This window comes from Pantoea sp. At-9b, assembly GCF_000175935.2.
Classification (GTDB): Bacteria; Pseudomonadota; Gammaproteobacteria; order Enterobacterales; family Enterobacteriaceae; genus Pantoea.
In genome coordinates, this window is the sequence record NC_014839.1 from 1 (window position 1) to 18,111 (window position 18,111).

General features: G+C 57.5%; 9 protein-coding genes and 2 pseudogenes. 8 read left to right on the plus strand and 3 right to left on the minus strand.

Going from position 1 to position 18,111, the window contains the following annotated elements; translation table 11 throughout:
* The first annotated feature begins 64 nt into the window (after positions 1–64).
* From traD to PAT9B_RS23985, 3 genes and pseudogenes are all read left to right on the plus strand, one after another.
* Positions 65–2,677, plus strand: a complete 2,613-nt coding sequence (traD, locus tag PAT9B_RS23975) for a type IV conjugative transfer system coupling protein TraD (RefSeq protein WP_013511887.1) — start codon at positions 65–67, stop codon at positions 2,675–2,677.
* Positions 2,674–8,490, plus strand: coding sequence for a conjugative transfer relaxase/helicase TraI (traI, locus tag PAT9B_RS23980; RefSeq protein WP_013511888.1), 5,817 nt, complete (start codon positions 2,674–2,676; stop codon positions 8,488–8,490). Before traD ends, traI begins: the two co-directional genes overlap by 4 nt.
* 24 nt (positions 8,491–8,514) lie before the next feature.
* A pseudogene (locus PAT9B_RS23985) lies at positions 8,515–9,159 on the plus strand (transposase); the annotation flags it as partial.
* Between the two features lie 113 nt (positions 9,160–9,272).
* Here the strand turns inward: PAT9B_RS23985 and PAT9B_RS23990 are convergent.
* Positions 9,273–9,710: a VOC family protein gene (locus tag PAT9B_RS23990; protein WP_013511889.1), complete on the minus strand. Its 438-nt coding sequence runs from the start codon at positions 9,708–9,710 to the stop codon at positions 9,273–9,275.
* Positions 9,711–9,966: 256 nt separating this feature from the next.
* Between PAT9B_RS23990 and PAT9B_RS29435 the strand changes: the two are divergent.
* From PAT9B_RS29435 to PAT9B_RS24020, 5 genes and pseudogenes are all read left to right on the plus strand, one after another.
* Positions 9,967–10,785: pseudogene (locus PAT9B_RS29435) on the plus strand (IS30 family transposase); the annotation flags it as partial.
* Between the two features lie 957 nt (positions 10,786–11,742).
* On the plus strand, positions 11,743–12,030 hold the full coding sequence (locus PAT9B_RS24005; RefSeq protein ID WP_041526186.1) for a damage-inducible protein J: 288 nt from the start codon (positions 11,743–11,745) through the stop codon (positions 12,028–12,030).
* Positions 12,027–12,332, plus strand: coding sequence for a type II toxin-antitoxin system RelE/ParE family toxin (locus tag PAT9B_RS24010; protein ID WP_041526141.1), 306 nt, complete (start codon positions 12,027–12,029; stop codon positions 12,330–12,332). Before PAT9B_RS24005 ends, PAT9B_RS24010 begins: the two co-directional genes overlap by 4 nt.
* 186 nt (positions 12,333–12,518) lie before the next feature.
* A complete protein-coding gene (locus PAT9B_RS24015; RefSeq protein WP_013511894.1) occupies positions 12,519–13,916 on the plus strand; it encodes an ISNCY family transposase in 1,398 nt (465 codons plus the stop codon).
* A 182-nt stretch (positions 13,917–14,098) separates the two neighbouring features.
* Positions 14,099–15,439, plus strand: coding sequence for an ISNCY family transposase (locus PAT9B_RS24020; protein ID WP_083810368.1), 1,341 nt, complete (start codon positions 14,099–14,101; stop codon positions 15,437–15,439).
* Between the two features lie 152 nt (positions 15,440–15,591).
* On the opposite strand, the gene PAT9B_RS24025 is transcribed toward PAT9B_RS24020, so the two are convergent.
* Both PAT9B_RS24025 and PAT9B_RS24030 read right to left on the minus strand, forming a co-directional pair.
* On the minus strand, positions 15,592–17,124 hold the full coding sequence (locus PAT9B_RS24025; protein ID WP_013511896.1) for an IS3 family transposase: 1,533 nt from the start codon (positions 17,122–17,124) through the stop codon (positions 15,592–15,594).
* The gene (locus tag PAT9B_RS24030) at positions 17,111–18,016 is read right to left on the minus strand and encodes a mandelate racemase/muconate lactonizing enzyme family protein (RefSeq protein ID WP_223300519.1); all 906 of its coding nucleotides are present in this window, start codon (positions 18,014–18,016) and stop codon (positions 17,111–17,113) included. Before PAT9B_RS24030 ends, PAT9B_RS24025 begins: the two co-directional genes overlap by 14 nt.
* Between the last annotated feature and the right edge of the window lie 95 nt (positions 18,017–18,111).

The window sequence follows — 18,111 nt, forward strand, 5'->3', positions numbered from 1 at the left end:
TTATCCGTAACGACAGTCTGCCCTGAACCGGGCGGGCTGCGCCTGCGCGTTATCCGGAGTTTTTATGAGTTTCACCCCGAAAAACCTCACGCAGGGCGGCCAGATGACGGCCTACCGCCTGCGCATGTTTGGGCAGGTCAGCAACTGGATATTTCACTGGATACTGCTGCTGTTCATCGCTGCCGTGGCGGTGCTGTTCTGGCTGACCACGCCCGACGACGTGCTGCGTAACGGCTTCTGGTACTGGGCGGCGTGGCCGTCTCATTCCCTGCTGAATCTCGCACCCGGCACCACCACGGCCACCTGGGACATCCTGTGGCACTGCGGCGACGGGGCGCAGCTGTGCACCACGAAGATGACGCCGGCACAGCTGCTGGCAGATCCCTGGATGCGGTCGATGGGCGACGCGTTTCTGGCCGGCCTGAAGTTTCTGGCAACGGTCTGCGGCATTACCGCCTTTGTCCTGTGGTGCCTGATTGCCTGGTACGTGGGGCGCATCGGGAAGAAGGAGAGCGAGGACGAGTTTATTTCCGGCATGACGCTGACGGACAACCTGCAGGAGGTGAACCGCCAGCTGAAGAAGGCGGGAGAAAAATCCGACCTGCAGATTGGTGGCCTGCATATGGTGAAGAACGCCGAGGTCATGAACTATCTCATTCACGGCACCATCGGCGTGGGCAAATCGACGCCCATCCGCTGGCTGCTGGACTACATCCGCCGGCGCGGTGACCGCGCGATCGTTTACGACTCAGGCGGCACCTTCATTGAGACGCACTATGACCCAAGCCGCGACAAGATCCTGAACGCGCACGACCGCCGCTGTGAGAACTGGGTGCTGTGGCGCGAGGCGCGTGACGTGGTCGATTACGAGAACATGACGGCGGCGCTGATGCCGGTGGAGGGCGACTCTGACCCGTTCTGGGTGTCCTCCTCGCGCACCATCTTCAGCGACACGGCCATGCAGTTTGCGTCCCGCCCGGACCGCAGTATCGAGACGTTCCTGAAGACCTGCCTCTCCATCGATCTGAAAAGTCTGCGTGAGTTTCTGAAGAACACCCCGTCGGCCAACCTGGTTGAGGAGAAAATTGAGAAGACGGCCATCTCCATTCGCTCGGTGCTCACCAACTACGCCAAGTCGCTGCGGTATCTGCAGGGGCTGGATAAGGAGGGCAAGCCGGAGTTCAGCATCCGCGAGTGGATGACAGACGCGCAGTACGACAGCAGCTGGCTGTTTATCGCCACCACGGCCCGCCACCGCAAGGCGGTCCGGCCGCTGATTTCCATGTGGCTGTCGCTGGCCACGCTGCTGCTGCAGAGCATGGGCGAGAACAGCGATCGCCGCGTGTGGTTCATCGGCGATGAGATAGCGAGTCTGCAGAAGATACCGGAGCTCAACGAAACGCTGGCCGAGGCGCGCAAGTTCGGCGGCTGCTTTGTGCTGGGTATCCAGAACATCCCGCAGCTGGTGCATATCTACGGCCGGGAGATGGCCAAGGCCATCTTTGACCTGCTGAACACCCGCGCCTACGGCCGTTCTCCGAGCGCCGAGGTGGCGAAAATGGTGGAGGAGGAACTGGGTCACCAGCGGCGGCGTGAGGCGCGCGAGCAGAACAGCTACGGCCTGGATCAGGTCCGTGACGGTATCGCGATCAGCAAGGACAGGGTCAACGAACCCATCGTGGACTACGACCTGATCATGAAAATGCCCAACCTGCGTTTTTACATACGCCTGCCGGGTGAGTACCCGGTGGTGAAACTGAGCCTGAAGTACCGCCCGCAGAAGAAGCATCACCCGGCGCTGATTGAGCGCGACTTCCGTGATCGCCTGAGTCCGGAGCTCGAAGCCATCATTTCCGGCAACGAGCGGGCCGCCGTCGCTGCGGATATCCGCTTCCCGACCGGGGAGGAAATTCTGGAAGCCGGCAACGTGCAGTCAGTACAGAAAGTCCCTGAACCGGTGGCAGTCCCCGCCAGCCCCGTGACGGTCAGGAAGGTGACGGATACCACGCCGGTGCCGGGCGGGACAGACATCGCGCGGGACACCCGGCCTGTCATTATGCCTTTTTTACCGGAGGCGTCACTGCCGCCTTCGGTACGGGAAACGTCAGCGGGCAGGGGAGATCTTCCGACAAACGTCAGACCGTTCCCGGCCCGTCAGGGCATTCCGGTCACTGCCCCAGATGTGACTGAGGCACTGCTCTCACAGGCGCGGTCCGCGGAAAGCCGCTCCGGGCATGACGCGACTGTCCCGTCACACACGCCGGCCCCTCTCCCGGAGGTGCGGCCGGCACCGAGTCCTGCAGCACCGGCACCTCCCGTTTCCCCGCAGTCACGCCCGGCACCGGCAGCCCTGAGCGCGCTGGACATGCTGGCCCGCCGGACAAAAAAGCCGGCGGCCGCAGAGAGTGACGCTGACGCGTCCTCCGGTGACGCGCAGGGGGAGGCCCCGGAACTGAACATGCAGGCGGAAAAGGATGAGGCCGGAAGGCTGACCGTGCGCAGCGCCGGGCACCGTAAGACCGACCCTGAGAGCCGGGAAGAAGCGTATGCCGCGCAGTACGGCAGGGCAAATCAGCAGATGGCGGATGAGGAGCTGAACATCCTGCGCCATCGCGAAGATGACGAAGCGTATCAGGCCATGAGCCAGCACCATGAACCCGGAGGGCATGAGCGATGATGACCATTGCACCGGTGGCGTCCGCGGCGGACGCGGCCGGGTACTACAGCAGCCAGGATAACTACTATTTCCTTGACGATCTGCAGAGCCAGTGGCTGGGCGAGGGGGCCCGCGAGCTGGGCCTGGAAGGACCGGTGGACCTGGATACCTTAACCGCCGTACTGCACGGAAAGCTGCCAAACGGTGTGGAGCTGGGTAAAGACGTTCAGGGCAGTCACGTTCACCGTCCCGGGCATGACCTGACGTTTTCGGCCCCGAAAAGCATCTCCATGCTCATTCTGGCCGGGGGGGATAAACGCCTGCTGGCCGCACATCATGAGGCGGTAAAGGAAACGCTGGCGCTGGTTGAGCAGATGGTCAGCGCCCGTGACACACGGGACGGGGTGACCCGCATCACGGCGACCGGAAAAATGGTGGCCGCCCTGTTCACGCACGACACCTCACGTAATCTTGACCCACAAATCCACACCCATGCGGTGCTGGCCAACGTGACAGAGCTGGACGGGAAGTGGAAGGCGCTGGCCACGGACACCATTCACGGTGCCGGGTTTATCGAAACCCTTTACCGCTATCAGGTGTCATTCGGAAAGCTGTACCGCACCGCGCTGAAAGGTAAAACCGAGGCGCTGGGGTATGAAACCGAACTCACCGGCGGAAAGCATGAGCTGTGGGAAGTGAAAGGTTTCACCGGTGACGTCCTGGAGGAATTTTCCTCCCGGCACCGTGAAATCAGCGCACGCGTGGGGGAGGAGGCCTCGCTGAAAAGCCGGGACGTGGCGGCACTTGACACCCGCCGCCCCAAACAGGATATCAGCCGGCTGGATGACGGCCAGCCGGTCCCACAGGGTGAGCAGCCCGTGACTTCACCGGCAGGAGATAACCGGTCCCCGGATACCGTGCCGCCCGGACGGGCTGTTCCGCCGCAGACGCTCAGCCGTTCCGATGCACCTGAGCAGGGCAAGCCAGACGCGGCTGACGGTCGCGAGGTTGCCCGCACTGCTGAGCCGGAGAACACGCTGTCAGAGGCGCCAGGCACCGAACCGGAAGCCCCTCAGCCGGGAGAACATCCGCCCGGCCGCGACAGCATGAATGAACAGGCCGGGCCTGACCAGGAATCGCCCATTGAGAAACCGGAGACGCCGGACGGTCGTGCCCGCCTGAAAGCGCGCTGGCAGCGTCAGATGGACAGCGTGGATTTTGACATTGAGGGGGTGATGCGTGAAGCGCGCGAGCGTGTGGCGACGCGCGAGGAGCCCGGAGCGGAGACGCCGCTGCCGGGTGACGTGCCGGAAGCGGTGCGCACCGCCATTTCGGTACTGAGCGACAGCCGGACGCGCTTTACTTACGGCGACCTGCTGCTGACGGCCCACCAGGCCGGTGAACAGCAGCACAGTATCCCGGACCTGCGTCGCGCGCTGGACCGGGCCATCAGTGACAACCTGCTGGCCCCGCTGGACGGGGATAAAGGCGTGTTCACCTCCCACATTCACCTGCTGGATGAACTGTCCGTGCAGTCGCTGGCGGCCGATATCATAAAGGAGAACCGGGTGGTGAGCTTCCGTGGCTCCCCCGGCATGACGCCGGAACACCTGAAACAGGCGGCGCGTGCGCCGGTGGCCATCCTGAACGCCCCGGCGTCGGTGCAGCGCCTGCGCGATACGGTGGAGGAACTGGTGACAATGTCACGGGAAAACGGCCGGGAAGTCAGCGTCCTGGCCTCCGGCGCCGAACGCGCACTCACCCTCAGCAAATCGGCACTGCTGAAAGATACCCTGCTGCAGCGCAGCCGCGTCACTGAGAAAACCTTCAGTCTGGCACCCCAGAGCACGCTGATTATTGAGGGGGCAGAGAAGCTGGGGCTGAAGGAGATGCTGGTCCTGACCGGCGAGGCGCGGGAGAAGAACGCCCAGCTGCTGTTTCTCGACAGCGCCGGCCGTCAGTCGAACACGAATGCCCTGTCGGTGCTGGCCTCTGCCGGCGTTGAACGCCTGAGCCTGACGGCACCCGCACCGGGGCTGGAGGCGCGCGTTTTCAGCATTCAGGACAAGCGTGACCGCTACCGTGCCCTGGCAGAACGCTTTACCGACCTGAGCGTCCCGGACAGTCCGGTCACGGCGGCCGTGACCGGCGCGCGTGAACAGCAGCAGCTGACGGGGTACATCCGCGATGCGCTGCAGAATGCCGGGAAGCTCGGCCGGGACACTGTGGAGGTGGAGGCCCGCACGCCGGTCTTTATCACGGCGAAAGAGCGGAAGCTGCCGGTATCATACCGGCCCGGTATGGTGCTGGAAGATCGCAGCGACCGGCAGGCCACCCGCCACTTTGTGATTGACCGGGTGCATGACGACACCCGCATGCTGTCGCTCATCGACGGCGACGGGGTGCTGAGCCGGGTAAAACTCAGCGCCCTCACCGCCGACTGGCGTCTGTTCACACGGGAACAGCTGAGTATCGCACAGGGGGAGCAGCTGTTCGCGCTCGCCGCAGACCGGTCTGCCGGGCTGAAGGCGCGCGACCGCCTGACCGTCACGGCGCTGGAGGACGGGGCGCTGACGGTGATGCGGGAGGGGCAGCAGAAGGCGCTGCGCATCGCCACGGACCGTCCCCTGTACGTCACCCACGGTTACGTCAGCGCACCGGGCGCACGGGATAACGAACGGGGCACGGTGCTGGCAAGCCTGAGCAGCCGGGAGCTGTCAGCCAACATGATGAACGCCCTGGCGCAGTCCGGTTCAGAGGCCGAAATCTTTACCGGCGAGGCGCTGAACCGGGCGGAGGAGAAGCTGATGCGGCTGCGCACCGGCCGTTCCCCGGTGGCGCTGGTCAGACAGGCCAGCGGCCGGGAGGACGTCAACGACGCGCTGGAGACGCTGAATGCGAACCTGCTGACGGATGCGGAGAAGGCCGTATCCCGCGCCGTGGCGCAGATGCGGCATGTGTCCTTTTCCGAGGTAAAACTTCTGGAGGAAGCGGAGGATTTTCTGGAGAACGTGCCGGCGCTCAGGACCGAAATTGCCCGTCAGGTGAAAGCCGGCGGGCTCATGCCGGTGATGGTTGGCGGTGAATCGCGCTTTGTCTCCCGCGCAACGTGGGAAATGGAAAAGGCGATAGTCGGGGAGATTGCGGCCGGCAAGAATGCGGTCGAGCCGTTGATGGCCACCCTTGCCCCGTCCCTTCTCACCGGCCTCACCGCCGGACAGCAGGCCGCCACCACGCTCATTCTGCAGAGTCCCGACCGCTTTACGGCAGTACAGGGGTATGCCGGTACCGGTAAAACCACGCAGTTTAAGGCCGTCAGGGCGGCCATTGAGACCCTGCCGGAGGGCGCGCGACCGCTGATTATCGGGCTGGCCCCCACACACCGTGCGGTTAAAGAGATGCGCGATACCGGCATTGAGGCGCAGACGCTGAAATCGTTCGTGCTGGACTGGCAGCAGCGCACCGCCGCCGGTGAAGAGGTCCGCTACGGCAATACCCTGTTTCTCATCGATGAGTCCTCGATGCTGGGTAACCAGGACACGGCCGCGGCGTACCGTGCGATTGCGGCCGGTGACGGGCGCGCCGTGCAGGTCGGGGATGTGGCGCAGCTGGAGTCCCCGGAGAGTGGCGCCCCGTTCCGGCTGATGCAGGAGCGCAGCCCGATTGATGTCGCCGTGATGAAAGAGATTGTGCGCCAGCGCGACGCAAACCTGAAATCTGCCGTCTACAGCGTGATTGAAAACAAGGCGGCCGCGGCCCTGGAGAAAATCAACCGGGTGTCACCGGGGACGGTGCCGCGGGAAGCCGGTGAGGTGGTCCCGTCGCGCTCGGTGACGGAGACGGGCTCACCGGTCAGAAACATCGTGGCGGATTACATCGGCCGCACGAAAGAAGCCCGGGAGCAGACGATGATCGTGGTGCAGCTTCATGAGGACCGTCGCGCCATCAATGAGGCTATCCACATCAGGATGGTACAGCGAAAAGAACTGGGCGGGAATGCCGTCACGGTGCCGGTACTGGACCGCATCACCGGCGGTCGCCACGACTTTAACCGCATCAGGGACTGGAAGGCCGGTCAGGTGGTGCTGGCGAATGAACGCTACCTGACCGTGACCGGGGTGGATGAGGGAACGGACCATGTGCTGCTGCGCGATGAAAGCGGGCGGATGCAGTATTACTCGCCGGCGGAGCTTAACGCCACCGAAATCGAGGTGTTTGAGCGGCGTGAAATCGAGCTGAGGGAGGGCGACAGCGTGCGCCTGAACAAGACGCAGAAGCAGGCCGGTCACGCCGCGCACGAGCAGTACCGTGTGGCGGCGCTGCGGGATAACGGTGAGATTGTGCTGCAGAACCGGGAGGGTGAAAAGGTCATCGACCCGAAGGCCGTCACGGCGGACCGGCATGTGGACTATGCCTGGGCGGTTACCGGCTACGGTGCCCAGGGGGCGAGTACGGACTACGTGATTGCGCTGGAAGGGACGGAGGGGGCCCGCGCGAACATGAGCGGGATGCGGGCCTTTTACATCAGCGCCTCACGTGCGAAGGCGCATGTGCAGATTTACACCGACGGTCTGAAAGACTGGATGGGCACCCTGCAGGGCAGGGAGAGCGGTCCGGCAACCGCGCACGATGCCCTGTCACCGGAGCCGGAGCGGGCACAGGCCCGGTCCATCTGGGCGATGGGGCAGCCGCTGTCGAAAACGGCGATCGGGCGCGCCTTCCTGCGCGGGCAGGGGCTGAAGGGGGCACCGCTCACCGCCCGGATTATCCCGCCGACGAAGAAATACCCGGACGCGCACCTGGCGCTGCCGGTGTATGACGGCAACGGCAAGACGGCGGGGCTGACGCTGGTTCCGCTGACGGCGGAGGCCGGTCAGCCACAGCCGGGTGAGGTGCGTCAGCTTATCACCGGTGGGGCACAGGCTGCCATTGTGCAGAAAAGCCGGAACGGAGAGACGGTCATCGTCAGTGACCTGCAGCAGGCGCTGGCAGCCGCACGGGATAAGCCGCAGGCGGGCGTGCTGCTGCTGACCGGGCGTCATCCGCCGTCGGCCCAGTTACTGAAAGTGGCCGGTGGCCAGCCCGGACGGGGCTGGCGTCCTGATGCCACACTGCTGCGTCTGGTACAGGCTGAGCTTCAGGAGGGGCTGCGCGACCTGCCGCCGGATGCACCAGTGCCCGATGAGCGTGCCGCACTGCGTGCAGCCCTGGACGCACTGGAAAAAGGCCAGGAAGTCGGTCAGAACGTTCCGTCCGCGCCAGGACGGGACAGTGCTCAGGAGAACAGCCGTGACTTGCGTGCCATTGGACAGCTGCTGACAGAGGGCGCGATAGCCAGCCTGACCACCGTCCCGGTGGTGACGGAACGGGACAGGGCACAGCTGTCTGCGTTGCTGGCCATGCGGGTGGTGGAGGCCATGAGGCAGCAACTGCCGTTCCTGCCCGGCGAACCCGTACCTGACTATGCCGCCCTGGTCAGACAGGCTTCAGCTGCACTGGCGGCCGAAGCCGGCGGCCCGGACAGTGTAGCTGTCCGCGCCGTGCTGGACACACTGTCCGGGGTCACGCTGCCGCAGGAGCCGGGAATTTCTGCCACTGCTGGCCAGAGTGACAGCATACCGGCAGGGGTACTGAAGCAAGTACAGGAGGCGCTTGCACGCGATCGGGTACAGCCGGGGGCACCCCAACAGCAGGCGCTGTCAGAAAGTACACTTGCCGGCGTGGCCCGTGAGCTTGAACGGCGGCCGGAGCTGCCGTCAGACACACGGGGCCGGGAGCCGGAACGTGAAGAGCTGACACGCGAGAGCGTCCGGCATATCCAGAAAGAACGCTGATTACTGCAGCCTGCCATCGAGGGGGCTGCTGCCCCTGAACTGAAGAAAGGCCCGGTCGTGTATGCTCTCCAGAAGTACCCATTTGTTACTGTCTTTCCTGTACACTCGTTATCCTTGGCCCGCTATCGGCAGACCTTCTGGCCAAGTGGTGCGAAGGACGATCCGCAGGATGCTGAGTTAGCTTTAGAACTAATGCTACGTTATCCCCAAAAGATAAAAGCCATAGAACCCGACAATGCGGATATTCGGTTACTTCAGCAGTTAGTTGAGCAGCGTCGACTGCTGGTCGAAGATAAACGCCGCTTTGTGGACAGGCTCATCAACACGCTTAAGCAATATTATCCTCAGCCGCTGGAGTGGTTCTCACACCGGGGCAGCTTGCTGCTGTGTGAACTGATTATACGGTGGCCCAGTCTGCAGCAACTGAAGTGCGCCAGGCGCGACACGGTCCGCAACTTTCTGAATGCCAAAGGTGGCCGCGCAATGGTCCTTACCGGGCAACGCGTTGCGAGTATTGATAACGCTATTCCATTGACTACAGATCAAAGTGTTATAGAGGCTAATACTCTGATGGCAACAGCACTGGCGACACAAATTAAAGTCGTGAGTGAAATCATCAAAACCTATGACGAACGAATCGAAACGCTGTTTGACACATTACCAGATGCGGTATGGGCGGGAAGAGCCCCTCTGACCGTAGAAACCCGCTGATGGCTGATAAATCGGAACTCTCAAAAAGTGCGTGGAACTAAAGCTGGGATACTTACAATAAAATGTGGACTTTATTGACTGTGCTCCATCAACTCAAGCGTCTGACCATCAGGACTTTGTAAATATATTACTCTTGTTCCCTGCATAGGTCCTAAGGAAACTGTCTGAGGTTTCCCTGGCGTCTTCCAGCCATAGTCCGATACTTTGCTCAAGAGCGTATCAAGCTCCTCGACTATAAAAGCAAGGTGAGCGTAGCCCGGGATATAAGGTGCTGAAGGCTCTTCTGGCTGCTCAATGTTATTGTATTGCAGTAATTCAATTTTAATACCAGCGAGTTCAAGCAAAGCCATTTGGACATCAGCTCCCCTTGCGCCTGTTACCTCATCAATTATAGGTCCAGACATTTTTCCTTCGCGTAATAATTCTCCGCCAAGAATATTTATCCAAAAAAACAATGAGTCTTCAATGTTTTGAACTGAAAAGCCGACGTGATTAGCACTTAATATCATGCGATTACCTTCTGGGTTTTGAAATTTAGCAGCCTACAATATGGAGTCCCTGCTTTTTTCTATACGATGAGTGCGATGAGATTTGTCCTTGACAAAGTACAATTAAGTGCGATTTGAATAATACATTTACGATTCATCCGACGCTAGAGCTGTCCAAGCAACCAGCTCTCCGTTGATAAACAGGCGACTGCGTTACAAGCCTGTATGTGTTGTAGAAAAGCTTCGAACGTCCGCTTCACGCCCTGAGGCATTCGACAAGCAAGGTGATTCCCTGCATGACATCGCCAGAATGTTCGACAGATACCATTCTTCTATTATGCCCACAATCCATCAGCCTGGTGGATACCGTCCCCCTGTCCGAAAGCGGCATCGGTTAGCGCTTTCGCTTGATGAAAGAGAGGAGATATCCAGAGGGCTGGTAGCAAAACGAAGCATCAGGGACATCGCTGACAAATTATCAAGATCCCCCTCAACGATTAGCCGCGAGATCAAGAGGCACGGAGGTGCAAAACAATACCGGGCAGCAAAAGCTGATACTGCTGCGTGGGAAAGTGCTCTGAGACCAAAACCTTGTCAGCTAATTGAAAGCCCCACGTTGTGTAAAATCATTGCAGAAAAGATGCATCAGGACTGGTCGGCGGAACAAATCGCCGGTTGGCTGAAACGCTGTTATCCGGATAATCAGGAAATGCATGTGTCACACGAAACGATTTATAAAACGCTTTTTATACAAACCTGGGGCGCATTAAAAAAAGAACTGCAGCAATACCTCAGAAGCGGAAGAGCGGTGCGTAGACCCCGAACGTCATCACTCAAAGGGAAAGGATTAGGGACAATCCCGAATGCGATACCTCTCAGCGAAAGGCCACCGGAAGCCGCAGGCAAAGCCATACCTGGTCACTGGGAAGGTGATCTGATCCAAGGCTCGAAAAACTCCTATATCGTTACCCTCGTTGAACGCCATTCCCGCTTTGTTATGCTGGCCAAAATCAGGGACAACAAAACCATAACTGTTATATCTGCACTCATCAAGCAAGAGCGGGAGTTACCTGTTGAGCTTTATAAAACACTAACAGCTAAAGTCTGAGTTGATGCACTTCCATGCGAGTGTCAACACGGTCAATATGCGACAGCTTACTGCTGTCGCACGTGCAGCTAATAACAACAGTAGGCCTTAAAATTGAGCGTAAGGGCGATGTTGCTATCTTCCCCCGGGAAGAGTGGTCACGCCGGAGGCGTGCTGTTTTTTTATACACATTTATCCGCAATTAATATGCCTCTTTTACCCGTAAGGAGAGTCAGCACTACTTGCAGGATATTCCTGACTTACGTCAGAAGAAATCTCCATAAAGATAAATGTTTTTTCATGCAGACATTCTGCGTGGATAAATAAGGCGTCCGCTTCGCTCAGAATATAAAAGCAGCGCCCGTTCACACGGGCAAAAGGGGGAGTACTTTTAGTTACAACACACATTAATTACCGTAATCAACCCTTTCTGTAACTCTCTGCCCATCCAACAAGACCTACCTCGGAGCTAATGCCCTATGAGCACCGCTGAACAGCATCCGTCGCCCGGCCCAGAGGGCCGGAATTGCAGTAGCTGATTAATGAATGCTGTAACTACAAGGAATAGGGGCGCTTTCAGACCCAAGGCCGCGGTATCTTTCTTGCGTCTGTGACCATCAAACCAATAAGCGCTGAAAAGCTGCTGCTTAAACAACGTTTGCCAGAGATGGGTGGCTTGCGTCACCCTTAACCCTGTAACCGGCCTTGCGCCCGATGGCATCATAAGTTTCGGCCGCCTCCATACCGCTGATGCAGAATACAACCCCCTGAAACGAACTTTTGTTGTCATGCCATTTCTTTATGCTGATTATTTATACATATTTCAGTGAACGATCAGCACTGATCTGCTGTCCCGTTCCGGGTCTGACTATCATTTCGGTTTCGATTAGTTTTGTGTCCGAGGATGACACTAAGATGGTTTACCCTCATAATGACAACACAAACGACACCACAAGAGACAACATTATGAGCAGCACTATTCATTTTCGGATAGATGATGAAACGAAACGTTTGGCCATGCTTGCTGCTGAGCGCCAGCAGATGAGCCTTACTGAACTCATGCGACAGCGCGCAGAAGAGCTGGCAGCAGAAGAACTCCAATTTCAAAACAGTGATCATGAGCACTGGCTGGAGCAACAGATAGCCCACGCGTTCAATCGCCATAACTCTGGTGAAGGCGAGTACCTTAACAATGATGAAGTGACAAAACACATGGATGATCTGCGACAGCGGGCTGCTCAGGGGAAATTGTGACCACGAATATAGTCTGGGAAAGACGCGCGCTGGCTGACAGAGAAAACATTTTTCTCTACCTGAACAAAGAAGCAGGTGCTTTGGTCGCCATTGCTGCCGATGACAGGCTCGTAGCGATGGTGAGTATACTCAAGGAAAATCCTATGGCTGGAGTTCAGGCCGGGCGCACCGTCAAACACAGAAAGCTCGTAATACCACATTTTCCCTTCATAGTTGTGTATGTGGCTGACGAGACCAGAGTGAGCATCCTCCGTGTCCTTCATACATCCCGAAAAATAGCTGGACGATACAGCCATAGTTGAGTCTTTTAGGTTTTTAAGATTCGAATAGTAAGAAGGGTACTACGGGTTTGGTTTGGCAGGAAGAAACGGATAGCTTATTTAACATAATTCACGTTATCTGCACTTTGTGTATAGAAGCAAAGCTGAGATTACCGTTTTAAGCTAAGCTTACCTGGCCGCTTCGGGCAACCTGCTGAGGACCCTGAGATGACGGCTTCTGGTGCGGAGTTTTTCACGATGAACGAAGTTAACCGGCTTAAAGTGATTCAGGATGTTGTCGACCGGCGGCTGACAACACATCTCGCTGCGGAGCGTCTCGGTATTTCTGACAGACAGTGCCGCCGCCTGCTCCAGCGCTACCGTACTGATGGCCCGCTCGGCATGGCCGACCGGCGGCGCGGCAAGCCCAGTAACTATCAACTGCCCGAAGGCCTTGCTGAACACGCCATTCAGATCATCCGCGAACGTTATGCTGACTTCGGCCCGACGCTGGCCTGCGAGAAGCTGGCCGAACTTCACGGCGTGGTGTTATCCAAGGAGACGGTACGTAAGCTGATGACGCGCGCCGGGCTCTGGATCCCGCGCAGGCAGCGCGCTCCGAAGATCCAGCAGCCACGCTGCCGCCGTGCCTGCGTCGGCGAACTGATACAAATCGACGGCTGCGACCACCGGTGGTTTGAAGACCGCGGTCCGGCCTGCACGCTGCTGGTTTACGTCGATGATGCGACCAGCCGCCTGATGCAGCTGCATTTTGTAAAATCAGAGTCCACGTTCACCTATTTTGAAGCCACACGCGGCTATCTGGAGCAGCACGGCAAGCCGCTGGCGTTTTACAGCGACAAAGCCAGTGTGTTCCGCATCAACAATAAAAATGCGACCGGCGGCGACGGTCAGACGCAGTTCGGACGAGCAATGAACGAGCTGAACATCACCGGCATCTGCGCCAATACCAGCTCTGCCAAGGGCCGCGTGGAGCGTGCGCATCTCACGTTGCAGGACCGGCTGGTCAAGGAGCTCAGGCTGCATGGCATCAGTACGCCTGACGCGGCCAACGCCTTTGCCGCTGAGTTTATGGCGGACTACAACCGCCGTTTTGCGAAGGCACCGAGGCACGATTTTGACGTTCACCGGCCGCTCGATGCGGACGACGACCTCAACCTGATATTTACCTGGCGTGAGCCGCGCAAGGTCTCAAAATCGCTGACGGTCCGCTACGATAAAATGCTGTTGCTGCTGGAAGATAACGATGACAGCCGCCGCGCGATGGGTAAGTATCTGGATGCGTGGCAGTACCCGGATGGACGGATTGAGCTCAGGAGTCACGGCACGGTACTTCCCTACTCTGCCTATGACCGGCTGTCTGAGGTTGACCAGGGTGCCATCATTGATAATAAGCGGCTGGGCCACGCGCTGGCGGTGGCTAAGCTGATGCAGGACAAGCGTGATAACACGCGCTCTCAGGGACTTCCGGCTGGTAACGGACCAAGCCGCAGAAGCGCTAAAAAGGACCCGGCAAAAAAGCGGCAGCGGGCCATCAACGAAGACGATTTGCTGGAAGCCGTGAATGATTTGCAGACGCGCAGTGAAGAAATATTTGGCCGTTAGACCCTGCGTTTAACACAACAGACGGACAACTCAGCTTAGCCTGGACCCGGTCATCTCTGCTTAGCTTTAACATCGATTGAGAGTCACATTTGATAATGTCACTTTTTAGCTGATTCATAATGTCACCCAGATAAGGCGCGTTTGCCACTTTTTCTGGGAGATCTCTGCTGATGCTGGTGACCATGTCGAACAAAGAACTTCACCGCCTTCCCGTCATTCAGGCTGTAATCGAAAAACGTCTGCGTCGCCGTGATGCGGCCTCTCAGCTTAATCTTACCGAACGTCAGGTTCAGCGGCTGATGAACCGCTACCGCGAGTCTGGTGCCGCCGGCCTTATCAACGCACGACGTGGCAAGCCCGGCACGCGCCGTATTGATGACACACTGCGACACCGCATCCTGACTCTGCTGCGTGAAAATTATGTCGGCTTCGGACCCACGCTCGCCGCAGAAAAGCTCCAGGAGCGCCACGGGATTAAGATCTCCGTTGAGACACTGCGATGCTGGATGACTGCTGACGGACTCTGGATCCCACACGCCCGCCGTCAGCCCCGGATTTATCAGCCACGCCAGCGGCGGGATTGCCTGGGCGAGCTGATCCAGATTGACGGTTCACACCATGACTGGTTCGAAGGCCGCGCACCAAAATGCTGCCTGCTGGTTTACGTTGATGACGCGACCGGTCGTCTGATGCACCTGCGTTTCTGCCAGAGTGAGTCGGCCTTCGATTACATGATGGCCACGCGCGATTACATTGATAAACACGGCAAGCCGGTGGCGTTTTACAGTGATAAGCACGCGGTGTTTCACGTCAGCCAGGCCGAAACGCGACGTACCGGCATGACGCAGTTCGGACGCGCACTGCACGATCTGAACATCGACCTTATCTGTGCCAACAGCTCACAGGCCAAGGGGCGCGTTGAACGCGCCAACCTGACGCTGCAGGATCGGCTGGTTAAGGAGATGCGGCTTGAGAACATCACCGGCATTGATGCCGCCAACGCCTGGCTTGAGACTTTTATCAGCGACTTCAATCGCCGTTTTGCAAGGCCGGCAAAATACCCGAAAAACCTGCACCGCGCCGTCTCAGAAAGCAACCCAGAGCTGGACGATATCTTTGCCTGGCAGACGCTGCGCACGCTCTCAAAATCACTGACATTTCAGTACGATAAGATTCTTTATCTGGTTGAATCCAGTGAAGGAAACTCACGCATTGCCGGGGAGAAAATCATGGCCTTTGATTACCCGGACGGCACGCTCGCATTCCGCCACGGAAGCAGAACCCTGGAGTATCAGATTTTCGACAAGCTGGACTGTATCAGCCAGGGCCGTATCGTGGACAACAAAAGGCTGGGCGCAGTGCTGAAGCTGGCGCAGGAAAAACAGGATGAACTTGAAGCCGCAGGAAAAAGAAAGCGCAGCCAGAGTATGCCCAAAAGGCGTGCGCAGGTTCAGGCACAACTCAGGGCAGTTAATCCGGTTCTGGATGAATCGTTGCTCTTCAGACCCGGCCTGAAGAAATAACCCCCCGCGGCCCTTTTCTCTTCATCAGAAAGCAGCAGAAAGTGACATTTTAAAACGGGAAATCAGGGTGACATTATCAATGTGGATAGACATTGTGTGTTACTCCAAAGCGCTAATGTCGTACGCGGAGATGCGGATGTTTTCCTGGACTGCTATGTTGTGATCCCCAGATGCTCCCGGTACTTCACCGGACTCATTGCACCTAATGATATTTTGATTCGACTCTCGTTATACCAGCGTATGTACCTGTCCAGGAAGCACATAAAATCTTCCAGCGTTGTGCTCGCCCAGTTTCTGCCATAGTACATTTCATTTTTGACCCGTCCGATGAAGCCTTCGCACGCCGCATTATCCGACGAGCCACCCTTGCGCGACATGGACCTTATAAGACCCGATCCGTTGATACGATCCAGCCAGCCCGGCCACCGGTAATGGCTGCCCCGGTCGCTGTGTATCACCGGTCTTTCATTTTCGCTGAGCGTATCGATCGCATCATCCAGCATGGCATTTACCAGTTTTGCATCCGGACGTGTCCCTATGGCCCAGCTCACCACTTTGCCATCAAAACAGTCGATGACTGGCGACAGGTAGACCTTGCCTGCCGGAAGGTGGAACTCGGTAATATCAGTCAGCCACTTCTCATTTGGCCTGCCGGAGCGAAAATTTCTGGCGAGGAGATTTTCGGGTGCCTGACCGATTTCTCCGCAGTAAGCGCTGTATCGCCGCCGCCCGGCACGCTTGACAATCAGCTGTTCTTCAGCCATCAGTCTGCGGACGACCTTTTCTGAGATATACGTGTTGTTTTCACGGAGCATCGCGTGGAGACGCCGGTAGCCATAGCAGCGATAATTTCCCTCAAAGATCTTTGCCATGGTTACACGTATTTTCGCGTACTTGTCATGCAGACGCAGGCTTGCTTTGTGATAAAAATAGCAACTACGGGCAAGATGCAGAGCACTGAGCAGTTCAGCAACGGGATAGATTTCCTTAAGGGCATCAACGAGTCGGGTCTTCTCCCTGTTCTTCAGGGTCAGGACGCTGATGCCCATGTCTTTTTTTATCAGTTCATTCGCTTTTGTCAGGATGTCACGCTCAAGCTGTAGCTGATGAACCTGCTGTTTAAGCTGCTTTATTTCATCGCGCAGTGCATCCTGCTGCTTATCCTGAGAAGCTGGTTTACGTTTACGCATGGATTGATAAGCCTCATCGTCGATCAGGTCTTTCTTCCATTTGTACAGGACCGGGACGCTGATACCTATCTTTTGTGCCACTTTAAGGGCGGTTCCACGTCGGGTGCAAAGCTCGCGGACGGCTTGCGTTCTTTCCTCCGGGCTGAAGCATTTGTTTGTATTCGAACGAATAATCAGCGGGCGTCGTCCCGGATAAATCTCTTCGATCCAGCTCTTCAGCACTTCGCTACTGGGATAGCCAATGGCGCGACGCGTGAAGGCCAGGCAACCACCATGCGTAAGATAATGCTCAACCGCGGCGACTTTCTGTGCGTGTGAATAGCGTTTTCTTGGCTTTAATTCCCTGGGTAAGTCACCGGCCTCTTCATAAATCCGAACCCACCGGGAAAGCTGTTTAACGGATGGATAGCCCAACTTTCGGACAACAACTGTCAGCCTTTTACCATATCGATAATAAAGCTCAACAGCCCGGATCCGGTCCTCATATGAGTGCATGAATTATCTCCTGAAGGTCCAGGAAATCGTCCGCCCCCCCGTCTGCCCCAGCCCTGCTGCAGTACCGGTAATTAACAAGTTTTTTCCCTGATATCGCATGATGATTTTCCTCAATAAGAATACTGGGTAAGTATGTCGTCACGCAGTGGATTATGTTTGCGGTCAAATTCAATGACCGGCTGATTGAGCAGCGGCACACCATTGGCGGTGAAAAAAAAGCCGGAATGCTGGCGACAGCATGCAGCGCAGCGGCAATGCCCGGGCCCCAGACATGCGGCTCCGACGCTACCCCCCAACTGTTCGCCAGCGCGAGAATATGGATGAAGGTGGTGAAACCGCCACAGACGGCCAAATCGGGTTGCACAATGTCAACGCAACCGCTGGCGATGAAATCCCTAAATCCGTAACAGGTGAATTCACACTCTCCTCCGGCAACCGCCACCGGATTTTCCGCACGCACTTTGCGATAACCTTCACGATCTTCTGGCACCACGGGTTCTTCAAAGAACAACACGCCTAACTCCTCCATCATGCGGCCCATACCTACAGCGGTCGTCGCGTTGTAGGCATGGTTCGCATCAACAAGTAAGCCGATTTTCGGGCCAACCGCGTCACGGATGGTGCGCAAACGGGCAATGTCATCTTCTAACGAGAGCATACCGATTTTGACTTTCAGCAACCCAAATCCCACATCAGCGTAACTCACGGCTTCGGCGTGCAGTGCTGTTAACAGCGAAGGGAGATTGCGGAAATCCTCCGGGTAATAACACCCCGTGGCATACGCGGTTATTTTGTCGCGGAAACGTCCGCCCATTAATTTCCAGACGGGTAATCCAGCGGCTTGTCCGGCAATATCCCACAATGCGATATCAATGGCAGATAACGCTTCGATATAAGAAGCTCAGGTAGACCATGTCTGACTGCATTTTTTTACACCAAGTTTAGACCTATGCGGATCACCGCCTTTACATGCACTGAAAAGGACCA

Excerpts from the sequence above, each read along its gene's own strand:
- traD (WP_013511887.1), top strand. The coding sequence starts at position 65 with ATGAGTTTCACCCCGAAAAACCTCACGCAGGGCGGCCAGATGACGGCC.
- traI (WP_013511888.1), top strand. The coding sequence starts at position 2,674 with ATGATGACCATTGCACCGGTGGCGTCCGCGGCGGACGCGGCCGGGTAC.
- PAT9B_RS23990 (WP_013511889.1), bottom strand. The coding sequence starts at position 9,710 with ATGATATTAAGTGCTAATCACGTCGGCTTTTCAGTTCAAAACATTGAA.
- PAT9B_RS24005 (WP_041526186.1), top strand. The coding sequence starts at position 11,743 with ATGAGCAGCACTATTCATTTTCGGATAGATGATGAAACGAAACGTTTG.
- PAT9B_RS24015 (WP_013511894.1), top strand. The coding sequence starts at position 12,519 with ATGACGGCTTCTGGTGCGGAGTTTTTCACGATGAACGAAGTTAACCGG.
- PAT9B_RS24020 (WP_083810368.1), top strand. The coding sequence starts at position 14,099 with ATGTCGAACAAAGAACTTCACCGCCTTCCCGTCATTCAGGCTGTAATC.
- PAT9B_RS24025 (WP_013511896.1), bottom strand. The coding sequence starts at position 17,124 with ATGCACTCATATGAGGACCGGATCCGGGCTGTTGAGCTTTATTATCGA.